This window comes from Dyadobacter subterraneus (assembly GCF_015221875.1).
Taxonomy (GTDB): Bacteria; Bacteroidota; Bacteroidia; order Cytophagales; family Spirosomataceae; genus Dyadobacter; species Dyadobacter subterraneus.
Window position 1 is genome coordinate 83,965 of the sequence record NZ_JACYGY010000002.1, and the last position, 18,550, is coordinate 102,514.

The 18,550-nt window shown below is 39.5% G+C and carries 15 protein-coding genes; 8 read left to right on the forward strand and 7 right to left on the reverse strand.

The window, feature by feature from the left end; all coding sequences use genetic code 11:
* Positions 1-2,772, reverse strand: coding sequence for a TonB-dependent receptor (locus IEE83_RS25605; protein ID WP_194123626.1), 2,772 nt, complete (start codon positions 2,770-2,772; stop codon positions 1-3).
* Positions 2,769-3,503: a hypothetical protein gene (locus tag IEE83_RS25610; RefSeq protein ID WP_228102077.1), complete on the reverse strand. Its 735-nt coding sequence runs from the start codon at positions 3,501-3,503 to the stop codon at positions 2,769-2,771. The genes IEE83_RS25605 and IEE83_RS25610 overlap by 4 nt, the downstream gene beginning before the upstream one ends.
* 254 nt (positions 3,504-3,757) lie before the next feature.
* On the opposite strand from IEE83_RS25610, the gene IEE83_RS25615 reads away from it, so the two are divergent.
* The gene (locus IEE83_RS25615) at positions 3,758-4,819 is read left to right on the forward strand and encodes an NAD-dependent epimerase/dehydratase family protein (protein WP_194123627.1); all 1,062 of its coding nucleotides are present in this window, start codon (positions 3,758-3,760) and stop codon (positions 4,817-4,819) included.
* Positions 4,820-5,019: 200 nt separating this feature from the next.
* Entirely contained in the window at positions 5,020-5,862 is an 843-nt protein-coding gene (locus IEE83_RS25620; RefSeq protein ID WP_194123628.1) for a hydroxymethylglutaryl-CoA lyase-like TIM-barrel protein, read from the forward strand.
* Positions 5,863-6,027: 165 nt separating this feature from the next.
* Here IEE83_RS25620 and IEE83_RS25625 read toward each other — a convergent pair whose 3' ends face one another.
* Genes IEE83_RS25625 through IEE83_RS25635 form a run of 3 tightly spaced genes read right to left on the reverse strand, consistent with a single transcriptional unit; the run spans position 6,028 to position 8,663 of the window.
* Entirely contained in the window at positions 6,028-6,573 is a 546-nt protein-coding gene (locus IEE83_RS25625; RefSeq protein WP_194123629.1) for a hypothetical protein, read from the reverse strand.
* Positions 6,574-6,626: 53 nt separating this feature from the next.
* Positions 6,627-7,493, reverse strand: coding sequence for a PorV/PorQ family protein (locus IEE83_RS25630; RefSeq protein WP_194123630.1), 867 nt, complete (start codon positions 7,491-7,493; stop codon positions 6,627-6,629).
* Positions 7,494-7,532: 39 nt separating this feature from the next.
* Positions 7,533-8,663: a DUF8457 domain-containing protein gene (locus tag IEE83_RS25635; RefSeq protein WP_194123631.1), complete on the reverse strand. Its 1,131-nt coding sequence runs from the start codon at positions 8,661-8,663 to the stop codon at positions 7,533-7,535.
* A gap of 115 nt (positions 8,664-8,778) precedes the next feature.
* On the opposite strand from IEE83_RS25635, the gene IEE83_RS25640 reads away from it, so the two are divergent.
* Positions 8,779-9,381 (forward strand): thymidine kinase, encoded by a 603-nt coding sequence (locus tag IEE83_RS25640; protein WP_194123632.1) that lies wholly within the window; start codon positions 8,779-8,781, stop codon positions 9,379-9,381.
* 47 nt (positions 9,382-9,428) lie between these two features.
* On the opposite strand, the gene IEE83_RS25645 is transcribed toward IEE83_RS25640, so the two are convergent.
* Positions 9,429-11,528 (reverse strand): S46 family peptidase, encoded by a 2,100-nt coding sequence (locus tag IEE83_RS25645; RefSeq protein WP_194123633.1) that lies wholly within the window; start codon positions 11,526-11,528, stop codon positions 9,429-9,431.
* A gap of 112 nt (positions 11,529-11,640) precedes the next feature.
* Between IEE83_RS25645 and IEE83_RS25650 the strand changes: the two genes are divergently transcribed.
* Both IEE83_RS25650 and IEE83_RS25655 read left to right on the forward strand, forming a co-directional pair.
* Complete coding sequence (locus IEE83_RS25650; protein WP_194123634.1) at positions 11,641-12,273, forward strand: SGNH/GDSL hydrolase family protein; 633 nt, start codon at positions 11,641-11,643, stop codon at positions 12,271-12,273.
* Positions 12,274-12,361: 88 nt separating this feature from the next.
* Positions 12,362-13,207 carry a hypothetical protein gene (locus IEE83_RS25655; protein ID WP_194123635.1) on the forward strand — a complete coding sequence of 282 codons (846 nt, stop codon included), beginning with the start codon at positions 12,362-12,364 and terminating at the stop codon, positions 13,205-13,207.
* Between the two features lie 74 nt (positions 13,208-13,281).
* Here IEE83_RS25655 and IEE83_RS25660 read toward each other — a convergent pair whose 3' ends face one another.
* On the reverse strand, positions 13,282-14,376 hold the full coding sequence (locus IEE83_RS25660; protein ID WP_194123636.1) for a chorismate mutase: 1,095 nt from the start codon (positions 14,374-14,376) through the stop codon (positions 13,282-13,284).
* 181 nt (positions 14,377-14,557) lie between these two features.
* Here IEE83_RS25660 and IEE83_RS25665 point away from each other — a divergent pair, with 181 nt between their 5' ends.
* The 3 genes from IEE83_RS25665 to IEE83_RS25675 all read left to right on the forward strand — a co-directional run bounded on the left by IEE83_RS25665 (position 14,558) and on the right by IEE83_RS25675 (position 18,460).
* Complete coding sequence (locus IEE83_RS25665; protein ID WP_194123637.1) at positions 14,558-15,760, forward strand: proline dehydrogenase family protein; 1,203 nt, start codon at positions 14,558-14,560, stop codon at positions 15,758-15,760.
* Positions 15,761-15,810: 50 nt separating this feature from the next.
* On the forward strand, positions 15,811-16,755 hold the full coding sequence (locus IEE83_RS25670; protein WP_194123638.1) for a lipoprotein signal peptidase: 945 nt from the start codon (positions 15,811-15,813) through the stop codon (positions 16,753-16,755).
* A gap of 130 nt (positions 16,756-16,885) precedes the next feature.
* On the forward strand, positions 16,886-18,460 hold the full coding sequence (locus IEE83_RS25675; RefSeq protein ID WP_194119464.1) for an IS1182 family transposase: 1,575 nt from the start codon (positions 16,886-16,888) through the stop codon (positions 18,458-18,460).
* Positions 18,461-18,550: the final 90 nt, after the last annotated feature.

Sequence of the window (18,550 nt, forward strand, 5' to 3'; positions counted from 1 at the left end):
TTAAAATCTGAAATTATAGGTAATTGTCGGAATCGGCCGTCCGAAAATCGAAAGCTGATAACCATTTACCTGTCCATTTACGGTCTGGAAATAAACAGAAGACGGGTTTTTCCGACCTAATAAATTATATACCGCGAGTGTCCATGAACTATGCGCCAGCTTTTTCACGCGGTGATTTCCCTCAATATTTACTGCCAGATCCGCCCGGTAATAATCAGGAATTCTAAATTGATTTCTGTCTGCATAATAAACCCGCTCCGCCCCATCGATAATATATTTACCAATTGGTGGTGTGTAAGGACGACCTGTACTGTACGTAAAGTTGAACGAAACACTAAACCGGTGGGTAAATCTATAATTGGTGATCATCGTAAAATCGTGCGGTTTGTCATAGTTGCTCGGATAATAATTTCCTTTATTCGGAGCATCAGGAGAATCGCGGTCCAGGGCGCGTAAAAGTGTCCGGGAATAGGTATAACCAATCCAGCCATTCAGCTTTCCGGTCATTTTCTTAACCATTAATTCAACACCGTACGCTTTACCCTGGGTACCCAAAACGGCAGCTTCAATCCGCGGATTCATAATCAGCGAATCGCCACCTTTGTAATCAAGGAAATTGTGGATCTTTTTGTAATACCCTTCCAAAGAAACTTCAACTTTATTTCCTCTCAGGTTTTTATATAGCCCGACAGAAAGCTGATCTCCGGTTTGTGGTTTGATAAACTGATCACTAAGTTTCCAGATATCTGTTGGAGAAACCGTCATCGTATTGGTCAGCAAATGTATGTACTGACGCAACGTGTTATAACTTACTTTCAGCGCCAGATTGTCATAAATCGTGTAGCGCATGGAAAGCCTGTATTCCGGTCCACCGTAACCTTTAATCTTTTTTCCGGAAGCATATGTCTGTGTTCCGTCTTCATAAATTTTGTCAATTGGATAGCCGGCAACATATTTATTCACCGTTCTTGGTCCGAGATATTGATAAAAAGAATAACGCAAACCTGCGTTGATGGAAAGACGTGGATTTACTTCAAATTTATCTTCAATATAAAGCGCACTTTCCAAAGCCTGCTCCTGCTGCAAATGATCTTCTATGACCAGTGATTGTTCACCGCGTGGCGTAAAAGATCCCGGATGGAGTTTGTAATAAACAGAACTCAAACCAAAATTCAGGGTATGTTTTGGATGCAGAATGTAATTAAAATCCGCTTTGAATTGCGACTGGTTAATATCAAATTTCAAATCAAAAGCATTGAGCGGCAAACCCTGGCTTTCCATATGATATTTGTACTGGCTATGCGTTGCCGTAAATTCACTGTAAAGGCGGGAATTGAAGGTATGTTTCCATTTAATTGCGCCAAGCTGGTTTTGATACGAATAAGTAGTATCTCCAAATAATCTGAATTTATCTTTACTCATGTAAGCCGTCAACAGAATACTGTTTTTCTGATTAATTTCATGACTGATCTGCAAGTTCAGATCGTAAAAATTGGCGGCACTTTTATTGTATTTGTTATCATCCAGACGTTTTAATATCCAGTTTGAATATGTTGAACGGCCACCCAGAATAAAGGAAGTTTTATCTTTTATAATCGGACCTTCTACGGTAAGTCGTCCAGTTACCAAACCAATTCCACCCGATGCTACAAATTTCTTTTTATTTCCATCACGACTATTGATATCCAATACAGATGATAATCTGCCGCCGTATTTCGACGGAATCGTACTTTTATACAATTCAACATCTTTTAAAACATCGGGATTGAAAGCAGAGAAAAACCCGAAAAGATGAGATGGATTGTAAATCACAGCATCATTAAAAAGAATCAGGTTTTGATCTGTTGATCCTCCGCGCACATTTAAACCTGTACTGTTTTCTCCAACTGATTTTACGCCTGGAAGTGTTAAAACTGTTCTTAATAAATCTGTTTCGCCAAAAACAGTCGGTACCTGTTTCAGGTTTTTGATCGTCAGTTTTACCTGACCCATATCTGTGCTCACCACATTTTTATCCATTCCTGCTTTCACAGAAACTTCTTTCAGTGCGATCACACTTTCACGCATTTCGATATCCAGTTTCCCGTCCGAGTAAAGAATTACCTGACGCTGGGTTTCGCGCATACCAAAACTTTTGATTTTCAGTTTTTGCTTGCCACGTGGAATCGTTAAGGAATAAAATCCAAGCGCATCGGTTGAAACGCCGATGGAAGGTGTTTCAATAAAAACAGCGGCACCGATAACAGGTTCACCCGTAATGGCGCTGCGGACATAACCAGTTATAGTAGAATTGCCAGGAGGAATTTTATAACGTTTGACTCCAATTTCATGCACCTTACTTTCTGCTGTTGAAAGCAGTTTTTCCTGTGCGTCATTATCCGGCCCGACATAGGCGACCGGCTCGGATGCGTCGCCGCTGTTGGGATTAAACAAACCAGGCTGTAATTGTGTGATGATCCGTTGGCCTTCGGTTATGTACACACGTTTCCCGGCATCGAGCGCATATGTAAAATCCGACCCACGAAAAACCTGGTCGAGAACAGTCCGTATCGTTTGATCTTTTACATCCAGATCGATTGTAAGGCTGTCGAATCGGGCAGCATCATAATAGAAGAAATAGCCGGTCTGTTTTTCCACATCTTTGACAAAATCGTTAAAACGTGCAGAATCCAGATGGATCGTGATACGTGGTTCTGCGACGTTCTGCCCCCTGGCTAGCTGAGAGAAAAAAAGTATGCAGATAAGAATCGTAAAGTTTCTGAATATTTTCATTGTTTAGTTAATTCGTCATAGCGTGCAACCATCGTTACTATTGCTCTTTCACGATCCTTCCGAAATTTGATATTTTGCTCACGCAAAGCCTTACGTAATTCTGCTTTCTGCCCAGGAAAAAGTCTCGTTATTGACTTTCGGGTATGTACGCCGTTATATTTACCGTTTGCATAGACATAGTAAAAATTCTTTTGCGGAAATAAAGCGATGACTTTCTTTTCATTAATTTTTTCCTGACGCTGTTTTATTCTGCGAGCCAGCGTTTTTGTTTTTCCGTTATAAATAAGATCGTAGTAACCCGTCGGCATCTCGGGATTGATGTCTTTCCCGGATTTCAGATTCAGATAATTGTGATCGTAAATGATAAAAAAACCGACTTTGGGCGTTTGAAGAATTATGGGTTCAAAACCATTAATATGTTTTATAACCAGCTCATCCTTAACGATATCGTACAACATAGGAATACTATCGTAACGTTGACCATCATAAAAAACAGCTCCTTTTTCATATTTTCTGTCAATGAAAAACTGATGTTCATCTTCTCGTGAATCATATATATAATAGAGGCGTCCGTTATAAAGATTTTGGGCTTCTTTTGTCGCTGACCGGTAAAGCGATAAGGGATATTCCGGAACGTTATCCGGTACAGTAGGTTGTAAAGCAGCTATTTGCCCATAAGTGCTACCGGCAATATGATAAATCAGAAAAAAGCAGATAGTAAAAATTCTCATATAGCGATATCACTTTAAACTCCGTACGAAGCAAACCCGGCATTTGTGGCAAAAATCTTTTTATGTGTTAAAGGTATTAAAATTAGTTACTTACTTTATACTTGATGGATTTATTTCCGAAACGGATAAAATCTTAATTCAGCACCATTCCATAAAAATCCACCACTTCGCTACCCAAATTTGCTGAATGATCCTAACTTTGATGCTGGAAATGAACACACTTTCATTCAATCTCTCATATACCAATATTATTCATGAAAATACTTATTACCGGTGGAGCCGGATTTGTAGGATCGGCACTGGCGATATCACTCAAACTAAATTATCCTGATTACCAGATTTTCGCACTTGACAACTTGAAACGCCGCGGTTCCGAGCTGAACCTGAGCCGGTTAAAGCAGGCAGGAGTTGAATTCGTCCATGGTGATATTCGTAACAAAGAAGATTTCGAAGAATTTCCAGCCGTGGATTCAGTAATTGAAGCATCTGCTGAACCGTCAGTTTTGGCGGGCCTGGATGGAACGCCGGATTATCTGATCAACACAAATCTTGTTGGAACGGTTAATTGTCTGAATTACGCGCTTAAACATAAAGCTGATTTTATATTTCTTTCGACAAGCCGTGTTTATCCGATCAAAACGATTGAAACACTAAACTTTGTTGAAGAAGAAACAAGATTTTCTTTGGCTGACGATCAGCTGTTTCCAGGTGTTTCGTCAAAAGGAATTGCAGAAGATTTTCCTTTGAATGGTGCACGTTCTCTTTACGGAACTACAAAACTTGCATCTGAATTGATCATTCAGGAATATAATGAATTTTACAATTTGCGTACTGTAATCAACCGCTGCGGTGTAATCACTGGTCCCTGGCAAATGGGAAAAGTGGATCAGGGCGTGATGGTGCTTTGGATTGCAAAACATTATTTTGAGCAGCAACTGGGCTATTTCGGTTACGGTGGAACAGGAAAACAAATGCGTGATATGTTGCACGTGGCTGATTTATACCGTTTGATCGACTGGCAGCTTCACAATCTTGATAAGGTAAACGGAGAAATTTTGAATGCAGGTGGCGGTTTGCAAAGCAGCGCATCCTTGCAGGAGCTTACCAAAATTTGTCAGGAAGTAACCGGAAAAACCATTCCGATTAAAGTTGTTCCTGAAACACGTACTGCTGATATACGTTTGTATCTGACAGACAATACCAAGGTAACCGCCATGACTGGCTGGGAACCAAAAATTGGTATCCGCCAGATTGTTGAAGAAATCACAGCATGGTTGGCTGAAAACGAAAAGGATTTAGCGCCGATTTTGAAATAAACTAACCACTAAGCGCACGAAGTTTTACACAAAGAAAAAACAAAGGTTGTATTATTACTCTTTGTACCCTTCGTGTAAAACTTTGTGTGCTTTGTGGTTAAAAAACCAAGTGCCTGATAAGTTTGTTATACGATTTGTAGATATAATTCAAAGCATAAATGTTAAGGCTTAATCCGCCAGAATTAAATCACAAATTTCTCATGAAAATAATCGAATGCCCACGTGATGCATGGCAAGGCCACCATCCTTTCATCCCCACCGATCAGAAAATTGAATACCTGAACACACTGCTCCGCGTTGGCTTCGATACCATCGATTTTGGAAGTTTTGTTTCGGCAAAAGCAATGCCGCAGGTAAGTGATACTGCCGAGATTATTTCCAAACTTAATCTTACGAATTCCACCACCAAACTTTTGGCAATTGTCGCCAATGAAAGAGGTGCAGCCCAAGCCTGTGATTTTGACGAGATCAGTTACCTGGGTTATCCGTTTTCAATTTCCGAAACTTTTCAGTTAAGAAATACAAATTCTACTATTGAACAATCTTTAAACCGCGTTCAGGAAATCCAGAAATTATGTGAGCAGAAAAATAAAGAACTGGTCATCTATATTTCGATGGGATTTGGAAATCCTTATGGTGACCTGTGGAATCCGGAAATTGTTTTGCAATGGATTGAAAAATTATCTGCGTTCGGAATATCTATTTTCTCACTTGCTGATACGGTTGGTTTAGCGCTAATCGATGATATTAGTTCTCTATTTAATCAATTAATTCCTGCCAATCCTCATCTGGAATTTGGTGCTCATTTTCACACAAAACCGGAAGATTGGAAAATAAAAATTGAAGCAGCATATAACGCAGGTTGCCGAAGATTTGACGGAGCTTTATTAGGTTACGGCGGATGCCCGATGGCTCAGGACGATCTGATAGGAAATATGCCTACGGAACGGTTACTTGATTTTATGATGGAGAAAAAAGAGCCGAATTTATTGGATTTGAATGCGTTTGAGGAGGCTAAGGAGATGTTTTTGAGGTTGGTTTGAAAGTTATGAAAGTCACTACTCAGTAGTTGGATTGCCCGTAATTAGTTGGATAGCTATTCTATGTTCCGGATGTACATATCTTCTTTCTCTAACTGATCTGGATATCCGACCAATTGAAGTATAGATATTATCCTTAGCAAGCGGGACAATACTGGGATCAGGGCACTAATACTCTATATGGCTTAAAACTCTTGCTGTCATCATTTTTCCATTATCCTCAAACGAATACCATTCAATTGGTACACAAGCATCATCATCCTTATGCTCTGCTTTTTTAACAACCCCTAAAATTTTCCCTCCATCAATGGTATATCCCTTGACAAATTCACCAAAAATATCTTCAATAACCATCAATCCTGAGAAATCCGCATACGCATCCAGGCTTTCCTCATATTTATTGTCCGAAATCTTAGTCATAATTTCAAATTCATACTTTCCTTCATTTTTCGAAACAATAAAAAAAGACATTCCTTCAAAGCTTCCTGTACCCGATTTAAGATTTCTATATATTCGCTTTTTAAGAAAAAAGGGAATCAGCATTTTTTCAATGCCGTCATAAAACGCCAGATTTGCACTTTTCCACAATATTGTCTTTTCTTTGCATACTGCAAGCTCAGCATTATAATGATTTGATTCTTGACGATTTATAAGTAATTGATTATAAGCAAATTCAATAGAATTCAGATCAACATTTTCACCAAAATCTTCCATAGCTTATTATTAAAAATTTATAGCCAAAATTAATTTATATCAAGTTGTCTCTGTTATTCTTTATCTGAATGAAGTACATACCCCAAAGAAAAATGATGCGACCATCCTAATTGCGGGTGTGTATGAACGGCATAATCTATATGAAATTTACTTCCTTTAAAACCTATTCCAAAATGATTGGTTTGCGGTCGTGAAGCGATTCCTGTTCTTACAAAAAAATGGGTCATCACTTCATATTCCAACCCTGCCCGGAAATTCATTGGATAAGCTGTAACTTTTTCTACCTCTACACTTAACTGAACAGTCTTTGACGGTTTGTACAAAAATCCCGTTTTCAGTGCTGTGTCAATATCTTCATGCGTTTCACCGGAATAATGGGATTGGGTAACATTAAACATATGCGCTCCAAAATACAGTTTTGAAGATATCATTGCAATCCCGCCAAACTCAAAAACCATTGCTTTTTTGCTTAAAATGATTGTTGAAGAGCTGATAGCCGTTTGCAGATAATTCATTTTCAAACCTAAACTGAATCGGTTAACCCTGTGGCCGGCACCTACTCCGATTGCAATCTGGTTATAAGTTTTATCTCCGAAACGTTGGATGGAAAATCCCGTTGTTAAATCTTTTGATAAAGGTAAAACGGCACCAAAACCCAAAGTGTTTATTCCATCAAAACCGTAATGAGAATCGTAAGTAGAGAAGATGGCTATATTTGAAATCCCGCCAAGTCCGGCTATATTATTTCCGATTGAATAATAATCAGAGCGGGCCACTGTTGCATTCGCCAAACCCCAGGCTCTTGCACCGATGGGAAATGGATTCCCATCGGCGAAGCTTTTGAAGGATAATATCGAAAAAATAACGAAGGATCGAAGGAAGTTTTTCTGTCGAGTAAAATATGCAGATTGCTCTCTCATATTTACTACGCCAGTAAAATGCTATTTCAAAAAACTATATCAAGAATTAAATTTGCGTTTAACGATGGCCAATAATGCCAATACAGCTTCTCCATTTACATCCCACGCATATTTGGATGCATAACGATGCCAGATCAGATTTTCTGCTTCTTCGTAACTTTTTACAAGATCCAGTTCATAAATCGCCTTATCGAAATGTTCACTGTTTTTGCTGAAAAGCTGATTCACAAACATAAAACGCTGTCCCAACGGAATAGATCCGGCAATGCTTTCCACCTTAACCTGGACATTTCCATATCTGCTTTCATCAGAAACTTTCGGAACGTCAACTTTAAAACGATTATTCAAAGATTCTCTCTCTGAAGAATTCGTCTTGGAGACAATGTTGGAAAGTATTTCAACGCCCGGCTCAGCACGTTGCGGCACAGGCGGTGCAGAAGGCGCAGCCGGTTTGATCGTATCGATTTCTGAAAGCGCAGCATCGAAAAACGATTTCGGTTCATGTCTGCCAGTTGGTAATGGCGCGTAAACCGGATTAATCACCGGCAATAATTCAGACGAATCAAGCGTCAATATTTCTGAAAACTGACTAACAAATGGCGTCACATCGTCCAGAATATCAGCATCGCTTTTTATTTCATACAACCAACCAATCACCTGAGTCATATAAACAGAATCAGAACTGCTTTCGGCAAGACGCTGCGCCAAAGCTTTTGCAATACCGTTATGGATCTGGGTATATTTTGAAAGCTGTTCAGCCTTTTCTGTTGTAAAAACCGATTCAGGCATCGCTCTTAATTTTTCTTCAAAATAAACTTCCGGTGTATAGATAAGCGTAATTGTATCTTTTACGGAATCCAGAAGCAAAGGTTCAAGATCGGCACGTTTTACAGCAATGTTTTGAGAAACAGTATTCATAAAAGCCTGCAATGCAGCCTTTACTTCTTCATTTTCAAAATCAAAATATATGCTCCGGAAAGCCTGGGCGTTATTTTTCCATTGGTCAAACAAACGGTTTAATATACCCAGATTCACCTGGCGTACAGGTGTAATTTTGAGTAATTCCGAGCCTTTTACAACAGCCTGATTACGATACACTTCGTTCAGGACAGTTGCCGTGAAACGGGAAGCATATTGGTTTAGAGCATTTGAGTTCAAACTATTCGGCATAACGAATACGAGCTTTGTAACGAGAGTGTTTAAAAAATGTGTTTGATTTGTAAAGATAAATAAAAAATGGCTGTTCGGGCAGTCAATTACGGATTCAACTTATTTCACGGCTGCTATGTTTATTGAGCCTTCTCATACAAGACACCACCAACACCCGCGTACCGGATGGATTGAGGTTATCTGCGGATCTATGTTTTCGGGAAAAACCGAAGAATTGATCCGTAGACTTAATCGTGCCAAAATTGCGCGCCAAAAAATACAAATCTTCAAACCTGCTTTGGATAAACGATACCATGTGGAGAACATTGTTTCGCACAACGAGAATTCCGTTGAAGCAACGCCGGTGGAGCTTTCTTCTGAAATCATTGCCTTGTCTGAAAATGCAGAAGTAATCGGACTGGATGAAGCGCAGTTTTTTGACGAATCCATTGTAAGCGTTTGTGATGCTTTGGCGAATTCAGGAAAACGTGTGATCATCGCCGGACTAGATCTTGATTATCTCGGAAAACCTTTTGGCTGTATGCCTCAATTAATGGCAGTCGCAGAATATGTTACCAAAGTTCATGCAATCTGCATGGTTTGCGGAGAAGTGGCTTCGCACTCCTACCGGCTTTCTGAATCCAATGAAAGAGTACTTTTAGGGGAAACAGATTTGTATGAAGCGCGGTGCAGAAGATGTTTCAATTTGGGAGAAGACGCTTACGATCAGTCTTGTTAAAAAATCAGCTTCTGGCGATTTCTCCAATTCGCCAGAAGCTGATTTTTCTATTTTGTCAATTCCTCTACTAATCTATTTGCTTTGTAAATATGTTTCATCGCCGCAATCATTCCGCCTGCGTGCACAGAAACAGTGCGATTTCCGGCATCCGGAGCGAAAATGAAATAGCCGGGCAAACTTTCCATATTCCCGTCAAAGATTAATCCCACAGCTTCCAGTTTTTGATTGATCATCGGAGAACCAGAATTTCCGCCAATAATATCATTGGTAGAAATAAAATCAACAGGTGCTTTCAGCAAATCAAGTGGCGGATTTAACCAGCGTTTTGGTAATGACCATGGAAATACGCCGTTAGCAGCTTCGTAGCGGTCATACATTCCGAAATAAGTCGTTTTTATTGGAGCAGTTGTTCCGTTATAATTGTAGGACTTAACCAGACCATCACTGATCCGTAGCGAAAACGTCGCATCCGGCGGAATGCTGGTTCCGTACACATCATAAAGCAAACGACCTAATTTGGCACGCTCTACATTCAATTTTGCATTGGCGTCACGGGATGCAATGGCGCCTGTCATAAATCTTGGCTGGGAAATTCTCGCCAGTTTGATCAATGGATCCTGAGAAGCTTCAATGGCCGCTGAACCGCCATCCAACAAGGAATTTACGTAAGCCTCATCGCTCAGTTTTGTATTTTTCAACGCAGCAATCGCAGCTTCTTTGGGAGATTTCCCAGCCAAAGCAACTTTTAGATATTCATCATTCTTTTTCAAGAAACTTACCGATTCTTCAAAATGAGACATCAGATACGATTCTTCCAAGGAAGGGATTTCCGGTTTGAAAGCTTTTAAAGTACTTTTCAAAGTCGCGGCCCGATCAGGATTTGTTTTCGAAAGCGAGGCAAAATCAACCAATTGCTGTGCAAAAGTTAATAACTCTCCTCTGGAAAGCGGATTCGGCTGCATGATCGCGATATCATTACGAACAGAACGTAAGATTTTGACATTTTCTGAAATATTATCCCAGGTACCAAAGCTTGCCGAAAGTTTAGGATTTGACTGAACGGCTTTTTTGAAAGTCTTTTCAAAATCTCTTTTCCTGGCCATCAGTACAGGATCTTTCATTCCATCATATCTTCCTTTGTAAGCTTTATAGCTGTTTTCATAACTAAAAATCTCATTCAGGATGCTGTCGCTTTTTGCCGTTTTGTTATATTCCTGCAAAGCAAGCGAACGGTTTTTCAATAATTGTAAAGTGAAAGGCATAACCAGATCACGGTCAAATTCAAGTTCGTCAACTGTTCTCAAACGACCAGTGCTTCCGGGGTTTCCAACAACAAAAACCGGCTCGCCATCTTTTACGCCATCAGGATTGAATTTGAAATAATTATCAGTATGCAGCGGTTTTCCATTATCATCATAAACCCTGAAAAATGAACAATCCAGATTGTATCGCGGATAAGTAAAATTGTCCGGATCACCTCCAAAAAAGCCCATTTGCAATTCCGGCATGAAAACAACTCTTACGTCATTATATCTCTTAAAACCATACAAAGAATAACGTCCTCCGCTATAAAAACTTACCGACTGAATTTCCAGACCTTTCCAGTCTGCTTTTTCCTGATATTCTTTTTTTATGGTTTCAAAAGCCTGATCGCGCAGCTGCGTTTTTTCTGCATCAGATTCTCCCTGATCTTCAATTTTCTGCATCCTGGCTGTGATATCTTCAATTTTCACTAGCTGGTCAACAAACAAATCCGGCACTTTTCTTTCATCCGTAAGTTTGGCTGCATAAAATCCGTTCGCCAGAAAATCTTCTCCTTTTTTCTGAACAGCGACACCCGATTCTCTTGCGCAGTGATGATTTGTCATGACTAAGCCATCGGCCGATACAAACGAAGCGGAGCAATAAGTCGCAAAACGCAAAGCAGATAATCTGGCTTTTTCAAACCACTTTGCATCCGGAGTGAAATTGTATGTCTTTTTAAAATACTCAGCAGGCGGCGTATCGAACGTCCACATTTTACCCATATCAAACTCACCCGCTTTTACCGAATCAAGCTTGATATCCTGGGCCTGGACCATTACATTTCCCAGAGAAAGTAATCCGAGCAAGCCAAGTTTTTTAATGATTTTTGTTGTTGACTGCATTAATTAAAATTATTATTGGTGTAACAATGTTGCACAAAGCTAATAAGTTTGGGTAATTTATGACCTTAACTTATTAATATCATTCCTGAGTATCTGAATAAAACAGGTTAAAATGAAAATAAAAAACCTCCTGATCTTCTCGCTGTTATTCAATCTGATTTTCATTGGTATATGCGCGTACATTTTTCGGGATAAACTGATTCAAAAAATCGTTTCTATGAAAGGAGATTCAAAGATTGTTATGTTTGGAAATTCCCTGACCGCGCAAGGAAAATGGGTCGAACTTCTGGGCAGGACGGATGTATTGAACAGTGGTTTTGCCGGGCTTAATACTTATCATTTTCTTGGGTTGTTAAATGATAATGTGATTGAAAGACATCCAGAAATCTGCTTTGTCGAAGCCGGGATTAATGATATTACCGTTGGCGTTTCAGCAGAAAAGATTCAGGAAAATTATACTACCATTCTAAAAACGATCCAATCAAACAACATTATTCCAATTGTTACCTTAACATTTTACGAACAAAATGATCCTGTAAGCAAAGCAGAAGTTGATCGTCTCAATGATTTTTTGATAGAATATTGCCAGAAGCACAATATTAAGTATATCAATCTGAATCCGTTGATTTCTGATTCGACAGGATTAAAAGCGGAATTTGCGGTTGATAAAACCCATCTGAATGAAAAAGGATATAAAATCTGGGCGACAGAAATTGACAGAATTTTGAAAGCAGAGAAAATTTAAAAGCAGTTACATATTTATTATCATTGCAATAGATTGTATTATTTATTGATCCATAATATTGACTATTAGCCACTCGATTTCGTCATTTATGAAAAAGCTATTCTTAATTATCACCGCTGTTTTTGGCATTGCAATTATTTCCTGTAAAAATGATGATAATAATTCAGATCCTAAGACTTCTGTAATTTCGATCACTGAATCAGTTTACCTTCCATACGACAGCGTGACAACACAATACCAGCTTGATCGGAACGGTATGATCATATTAGAAAAAAGCTCTAAATATGGCACTAAAAAAGGATACAGGGATAATGAAGCATTAAACAGTATGGAGAGCAGTCTGAAATATTGTAAGATTTTCACTTACGGCTCATCGGATCAATTATTAAAAATTACCGATATTGATGACGGTGGCCGCAAATTGCCTTCCTCAACCGATTCATTGATTTATCAAAATAACAGGGTGGTTAGAAGAGAGCAGAAAAACTATTTGATTTCCGCCTCTTTGGGGACTTTCATTTTTCCATATCCGCTCTGGGTTTCGAAACTTTACTTTGATTATGATGCCAGCGGTAAAATACAAACTGAAACAGATTCTGTTTTCATAAGTCACGATATTGCAAAAAATTCAAGCGTTCTTGAAAAAACAGGTCTGAAATTCGCCTACAAAGTCCTGATAAAAAATGAATACAATGAAAGAGGTGAGTTAATGAAGAAAACAACTGAGTCTTTTAAAACTACCAATCTTCTTTACAGTAACGGGAGCACTGCCAATGATATGACGCTGGTAGGAAAATTAATATCAGGCTCGACGATCTATAATTATCAGTACAATGCCAAAAGTCAATTGGTAACCCAATTATTAAAATTTACTGATTCAAGCACGAATAAGGTATACAATAGTATTTTCAGCTATGCTTATGGCTATATTTGATAGGGAAAATGTAAAAAAAAGGGTCACTTTCGTGAAGAAAGTGACCCTTTTTTTTATCTAAATCTAAATCAATATTAAGCATTGATCTGATTCATAACCTCAGTTTGTTTACGGATAGATTCCATATGAACAAGTTTGAAAAGTTCGTCAACAAGATTTGGGTAAAGGTTTAAGCTTTTTCCCCATGCTGCACGCGTTTCCAAAACTTCACGGAAACGATCAACCTGGTAAGCAGCAACGTTATTATCACGTTTGTACTCAGCAAGTTTTTCAACCAATGACATACGGTTTGCAAGATTTTCAAGCAATTCACGGTCAAGGTGATCAATTTTACCACGAACAACTTCCAGTTGAGACTGGTAATCAGTTGGGTAAGATTCCTTACGCACGTGAAGTTCATGCAACATTTCTGCCAAAGCAGGAGGAGTCAACTGCTGAGAAGCATCAGACCACGCCTTATCCGGATCACGGTGAGATTCGATGATCAAACCGTCGTAGTTCAAGTCAAGCGCACGTTGTGCAATTTCAAACAACAATGAACGCTTACCAGCCATGTGGCTAGGATCACCGATCACAGGAAGTTCAGGAAACAATGTTTTCAATTCGATCGCAATATTCCACATGGGAGAGTTACGATATTTTGTTTCCTGTGCGTTAGAGAAACCACGGTGAATTGCACCCAATTTCTTAACACCTGCCTGGTTCAAACGTTCAAGAGCACCAATCCAAAGCTGCAAATCCGGGTTAACAGGATTTTTAACAAGAACCGGAACATCTACACCTCTAAGTGCTTCTGCCAATTCCTGAACATTAAATGGATTTACTGTGGTACGTGCACCTACCCAAAGAATATCTACACCATATTTCAATGCCAGTTCTATATGCTGAGGATTTGCAACCTCAATAGCAACAGGCAATCCAGTTTCTTTTTTTGCAGCTTGCAACCATGGCAAAGCCGCTTCACCCATTCCTTCAAAACTTCCAGGACGAGTTCTTGGCTTCCAAATTCCGGCACGAAGCACGTGTGCAAATCCTTCTTTTTTGATCTGGCTTGCGGTTTCCAACATTTGTTCCTCGGTCTCTGCACTGCAAGGTCCGGCGATTACCAAAGGTTTTCCTTCGGTATTGATCCAACTACTAAGCGGAAGGATATCTAGAGAAGCATTCATATTCAAAAACTTGTCCTTAATAAAACAATAAGATAACTATAATATTTCGACTCGGTATTATGCGTATTTGATGGATTGCCGTACATTTGATGCTCCAAAAGCCTACAACCCTTTTTTGTATAACTTTTGCCTGATTGGTTTATGAAAAACCATGAAGACCCCACTTATGATAAACTTAAAAATGGCGTACGCTTCACAAAAAGATCAAATACCTGTATTTTTTGAAGACACTTCAATAGCATTTGCTTCAAAATCAGATTCTCAACTCAGGAAAACCTATTGGTTATTTAGCTTAATGAATCAGGCTCGAGTGGTAAATTTAGGCACTTTTTTTATAAAGATTGCTCTAAAGCTACACTTACCTATAAAAAATCTTATTAGATATACGATTTTTGAACAATTCTGTGGCGGTGAGACGATTAGTGACTGCCAGCAGACAATTTCTACTTTGGCAAATTCGGGCGTAGGAACCATCCTGGATTACTCGGTTGAGGGAGAAGACAATGAAAATAGTTTCGACGCCACCGCTGCCGAAATTTTGCGCACCATTCAAAAAGCTTCTGAATCAACTGACATTCCTTTTTCAGTTTTCAAGATCACAGGAATCGCATCAACTGAGCTTTTAGAAAAAGTACAGCGCAAGGAAATTTTGTCCGAGAATGAAACCGCTGCTTATGAAAGAGTTAAACAGCGCGTTGAAAAATTATGCGCCTTGGCAAACAAACTGAATGTAAGAATTTTTGTCGACGCGGAAGAAAGCTGGGTCCAGAACGTTATTGATGATCTGACTTACGAAATGATGGAAAAGTATAATAAAGAAAAAGCCATCGTTTACAATACCTATCAGTTTTATAGACACGAAACTTTACAGGCTCTGAAAAGTGCCTACCTCGTTGCACGTCAAAAAGGATACGTTCTTGGCGGAAAGCTGGTCCGTGGCGCGTATATGGAAAAAGAGCGCATGAGAGCCCGTGAGCAGGAATATTTTAACCCGATTCATACTTCCAAAGAAGCTACTGACAAGGATTACAATGCTGCAATCGATTTCTGCCTTGAAAATGTTGAACATATCTCCATTTGCCTGGGAACCCACAATGAGTACAGCTCTCAATATTGCACCTGCAAAATGAAAAAGCTGGGTATAAAAAACGATGACCAGCGTATCTACTTTGCCCAGCTTTTAGGAATGAGCGATAATATTTCGTACAATCTTGCCAAGGTTGGTTATAACGTAGCTAAATATGTGCCCTATGGTCCTATTGATGCCGTGCTTCCCTATCTTATACGCCGTGCTGAGGAAAATACTTCAATTGCCGGACAAAGTAGCAGAGAGTACCTGCTTGTAAAAAGCGAAATGCACAGACGAGGCGTAAGTTCTTTCTAAGAACTTATTACTTTTACAGGCACATTGATATAAATTGTAATCAATAAAGAATGAACCAACCAAAAAATCCTGTCAGGTATTTACTTTTCAGCGTATTGTTAATTGCAGTAGACCAATTGTCAAAACTTTTGGTCTTTAAATATATGCAGCCTGGCTTTTCCGGTCAGATTTTATTGGCTGGTAACTGGCTAAAACTACATTATGTTTTAAATCCCGGGATGGCTTTTGGTATGCAGCTGGGGCATGAATATGGCAAATTATTTCTGACACTTTTCAGATTGCTTGCTATGTGCGCTATTGCCTGGTATCTGGTTCATCTGGCTCGTAACGGTGCTTCAAAAGGGTTATTATGGGCTTTGTCTATGATTCTTGCCGGAGCCGTTGGAAACGTAATTGACAGTACTTTTTACGGGGTATTTTTAGATAATGCTCCTTATGGTTCGCCCACACCCTGGTTTCATGGACAGGTTATTGATATGATTTTTGTCGATTTCTGGGAAGGATTTATTCCTGAATGGGTTCCTGTCTGGGGCGGACAATATTATTCAACTCCGATTTTCAATATTGCTGATTCGTGTATTTTCCTGGGTGTTTGTAGTATCCTTATTTTCCAGGGACATTTTTATACACCAGCCGATGAGGAAGTAAAACCGGAAGAAACTACGCATAACCACGAAGATGCAGAAAGCCTGACTGAACCGCATAGTTTTGACGAAGTTGCTAAAACACCAGGAATACCAGTTGAAGTTTTGAACGAAAATGAAAACCTTGATATCGATTCATCCCGGAATCTTTCTGCTTCTATGCTGAACCTTGATAGCGGTGAAATTTTAGAATCTGAGGAAGTTATTTCTCCTACTATCAATCCGGAATTCGAAGAGATCAAACAAAATGAAAGTGTAGATATTGATTCAACTCAGGATATTTCATCTTCAATGATTAATCTTGAAAATGAAGAGCTAACCAAACCAGGAGAATCTACTACTGAAAAATAGCTAATCCGGTAAGTATTTTTAATACGAACGAACCAATATTCAAAACGGGGCTGACCAAAAAGCCAAAGCCCTTTATCTACTTTGTAGATAGAGGGCTTTTTTGTATTTTTAATTACCACATTAGAAATACATGAGCAAGATAAAAAAATCTATCGTCTTTAAAGAATACTGCCCGCAGCAGCTATTATTTTTACCACCTTCTCTTGAAGAACTGATACCTCCTACGCATTTGGTACGGGTTGTTAATGAAGTAGTTGAACGGATGGATATCACAGAGCTGATGAACCTTTATGAAGGTGGGGGAACCAGCGCATACCATCCGCGGATGCTGCTGAAAGTCTTACTTTATGCGTATTGCATCAAGATATATACTGGCAGAAAGATAGCCCGTGCCCTGGGTCAGGACATCCATTTCTTCTGGCTGAGCAGTATGAGCCGGCCCGATTTTCGGACCATCAATACTTTCCGGAGCAGCAAAGCCAAAGAAGTGATTGAAGTGCTGTTCAGCTCCATGCTGGTGTTTTTGATGGAACACAAGTATATCAAAATGGAGCACTATTTCTGTGATGGCAGCCCATTTATGGCCGATGCCAATAAGCACAAGATGGTCTGGAAGAAGAATGCCCTCCGGTATAAGGCATCAGCAGAACAGAAATGCCAGCAGCTGCTCAAAGAGATTGATGCGCTGAATGCATCCGAAGATTTTACCTACGGAAATAAAGATCTTGAAGAATATGGATCACAGCCTGTTAGCCGGCAGGTCCTGGCCAATCAGATTGACCAGCTCAATGAAAAGATTAAGAATACCAGCGTCAAAAAAACAAAACGCAAAGCCCAAAGCCTGGGCAAACAACTGGTAGAAACAGCAGATCGGATTGAGAAATACGAGCAGCAGATTCTTATCGCGGGCAGCCGCAGTGGCTATAATGTAACAGATCAGGACGCCAGTGCGATGATGATGAAAAATAAGGTTGAGGTACTGCCCGCATATAATGTGCTGGCGGGATGTGAAGATCAGTTTATTACCGGCGTAAGCCTGCACCAGAACACCAATGACGGCACCTGCTTCAAAGACCACTTGGATCAGCTGTCAGTTCAGCAGTCTGTGACCCCTGAAAACATCATTGCTGACAGCATCTTTGGTACCGAAGAGAATTATGAGCTACTGGAAAACAAGGGGATAAACAATTATTTGAAATTCCCCCAGTTCCATAATGAGCAAAAGAAATCCTATAAGAATAACCCTTTTTTAAAAGAGAATTTCTATTACGATCCCGCTGCAGATAGCTATACCTGCCCCAATAAGCAGCAGCTTACTTTTCGAAGCAGCTATAAGCATACACATAAAAAAACAGGTTATCAGTCACATATAAAGGAATACGAATGTACAGACTGCACGGGTTGCCCATTCTACGAACGCTGTTGTAAATCTACCCAAGGGCATAACCGTACACTCAAAGTTAATGAGCAGCTTGACCAATACAAGCAACAGGCACGGGACAACCTTAACTCACAGAAAGGTTTTGAGCTCCGCAGACGAAGAAGTATTGAAATAGAAAGCTGCTTTGGCGACATAAAAGCCAACATGGGTTTTCGCCGCTTCCATCTTAGAGGTCTTAAAAAGGTAACTACTGAGTTTACCTTGGTTGCTATGGCCCACAACCTGAGAAAACTGCATCTTAAAAGACAAAAATCAGCAGCCTAAGTAGAAAAAATGGCCAGATAGCTGCTCTTAAGAGTACTTTCCGGCCATTTTTTATAAATCAATTAAATAACGAAGCTAAAAATCAAAATG

Excerpts from the sequence above, each read along its gene's own strand:
- IEE83_RS25605 (WP_194123626.1), bottom strand. The coding sequence starts at position 2,772 with ATGAAAATATTCAGAAACTTTACGATTCTTATCTGCATACTTTTTTTC.
- IEE83_RS25610 (WP_228102077.1), bottom strand. The coding sequence starts at position 3,503 with ATGAGAATTTTTACTATCTGCTTTTTTCTGATTTATCATATTGCCGGT.
- IEE83_RS25615 (WP_194123627.1), top strand. The coding sequence starts at position 3,758 with ATGAAAATACTTATTACCGGTGGAGCCGGATTTGTAGGATCGGCACTG.
- IEE83_RS25620 (WP_194123628.1), top strand. The coding sequence starts at position 5,020 with ATGAAAATAATCGAATGCCCACGTGATGCATGGCAAGGCCACCATCCT.
- IEE83_RS25625 (WP_194123629.1), bottom strand. The coding sequence starts at position 6,573 with ATGGAAGATTTTGGTGAAAATGTTGATCTGAATTCTATTGAATTTGCT.
- IEE83_RS25630 (WP_194123630.1), bottom strand. The coding sequence starts at position 7,493 with ATGAGAGAGCAATCTGCATATTTTACTCGACAGAAAAACTTCCTTCGA.
- IEE83_RS25635 (WP_194123631.1), bottom strand. The coding sequence starts at position 8,663 with ATGCCGAATAGTTTGAACTCAAATGCTCTAAACCAATATGCTTCCCGT.
- IEE83_RS25640 (WP_194123632.1), top strand. The coding sequence starts at position 8,779 with ATGTTTATTGAGCCTTCTCATACAAGACACCACCAACACCCGCGTACC.
- IEE83_RS25645 (WP_194123633.1), bottom strand. The coding sequence starts at position 11,528 with ATGCAGTCAACAACAAAAATCATTAAAAAACTTGGCTTGCTCGGATTA.
- IEE83_RS25650 (WP_194123634.1), top strand. The coding sequence starts at position 11,641 with ATGAAAATAAAAAACCTCCTGATCTTCTCGCTGTTATTCAATCTGATT.
- IEE83_RS25655 (WP_194123635.1), top strand. The coding sequence starts at position 12,362 with ATGAAAAAGCTATTCTTAATTATCACCGCTGTTTTTGGCATTGCAATT.
- IEE83_RS25660 (WP_194123636.1), bottom strand. The coding sequence starts at position 14,376 with ATGAATGCTTCTCTAGATATCCTTCCGCTTAGTAGTTGGATCAATACC.
- IEE83_RS25665 (WP_194123637.1), top strand. The coding sequence starts at position 14,558 with ATGGCGTACGCTTCACAAAAAGATCAAATACCTGTATTTTTTGAAGAC.
- IEE83_RS25670 (WP_194123638.1), top strand. The coding sequence starts at position 15,811 with ATGAACCAACCAAAAAATCCTGTCAGGTATTTACTTTTCAGCGTATTG.
- IEE83_RS25675 (WP_194119464.1), top strand. The coding sequence starts at position 16,886 with ATGAGCAAGATAAAAAAATCTATCGTCTTTAAAGAATACTGCCCGCAG.